Here is a 1,214-nt window from a genome sequence, read left to right on the forward strand (position 1 = left end):
CGCTATTTGGCGAAAAATCGAAGTTCCGGAATTGTAATGAATCTGAGCAACGCTATTTGCTTAAAACTAGTCAAATTCAAGAGGAATATCGTAAATAAGAGTAACGTTTCCGTCTCCGCCAACGAACCTGGGCTCATCCCTTCCCTGGATGCCGAAGCGATCGAACTGTTCATGCCTTGGTCGAATTTGATTCCGGTAGAATACAGGATGAAGAAAAACAAACAACAGCGACGAAAGAAAGGACGACGGTAAACTGTTTCGAGCATGAGACGATCGGGTATTGCAAAAACGAAAATAGTGGTGGATACTTCAAATATCTTAAATTTAAGATTTTTAAATTCATGATTTCATCTTTATCGAAGGGGTGATGACATGTCCGGGCAAGACCAATCACTGAAATTGTTCGTCGTGCTGTCCAAAGCATACAAGTTCGTGATGGACCGCGCGGTGAAGGACATGAAGCGGAACGGACTGTCAGCGACCGAGTTCAGCGTGATGGAGCTGCTGTATCACAAAGGGAGGACGCCGCTGCAACGCATCGGGGACAAAATTCTCATCACGAGCGGCAGCATCACGTACACCGTCGACAAGCTGGAGCAAAAAGGCTACATTCGCCGTGTATCGTCGCCGGACGACCGCAGAGTCACCTATGCGGAAATGACGCCGCTCGGCACGGAGCTGTTTGACCGCATTTTCCCGGAGCACGCGAAGGTGATCGATGTCATTATGGGTGAGCTGACCGCCGAAGAAAAGCAAGCGGCGATCGCGCTGCTGAAAAAAATCGGATACAAAGCGGCGGAGACGAGGTGAAATTCCATGGCTCTAATACCTTAAATTTAAGAATATGAATTTTGAGCAATTATGTGAAGCGGTATGTCAGCGCTGTCGGAAAGGCAAATTAGGGAAAATCAAAACGAACAATGGGAGGTTTTCGGTGACAAAACATACGGCGGGCATTCATCACATTACGGCGTTCGTCAGCAACGCGCAAAGCAATGTCGATTTTTACGCGGGAGTGCTCGGGCTTCGGCTCGTGAAAAAGACGATCAACTTCGACGCGCCGGAAGTGTACCATCAGTATTTCGGCAACGAGGTCGGCAGCCCGGGTACGGCGATTACGTTCTGTCCGGAAGGCGCTCGAGGCGCGGCGAGTCCTTTCTTTGCCATCGCTCCGCGCCGGATCCGGAATAACTAACTTGAACATGAAATCGGAA

At 49.3% G+C, this 1,214-nt stretch carries 2 protein-coding genes and 1 pseudogene; all 3 read left to right on the top strand.

Annotated elements, in window-relative coordinates:
• Window positions 1-252 (top strand): hypothetical protein (locus tag ABEV74_RS22510; protein ID WP_430149832.1); only part of this gene is annotated, 252 nt, incomplete at its 5' end.
• Window positions 253-372: 120 nt separating this feature from the next.
• Entirely contained in the window at window positions 373-810 is a 438-nt protein-coding gene (locus ABEV74_RS22515) for a MarR family winged helix-turn-helix transcriptional regulator (RefSeq protein WP_430149835.1), read from the top strand.
• Between the two features lie 124 nt (window positions 811-934).
• Window positions 935-1,129: pseudogene (locus ABEV74_RS22520) on the top strand (VOC family protein); the annotation flags it as partial.
• Window positions 1,130-1,214: the final 85 nt, after the last annotated feature.

The sequence above is a fragment of the Paenibacillus cisolokensis genome (assembly GCF_050481165.1).
Lineage (GTDB): Bacteria > Bacillota > Bacilli > Paenibacillales > Paenibacillaceae > Paenibacillus_AH > Paenibacillus_AH cisolokensis.

Excerpts from the sequence above, each read along its gene's own strand:
- ABEV74_RS22515 (WP_430149835.1), top strand. The coding sequence starts at position 373 with ATGTCCGGGCAAGACCAATCACTGAAATTGTTCGTCGTGCTGTCCAAA.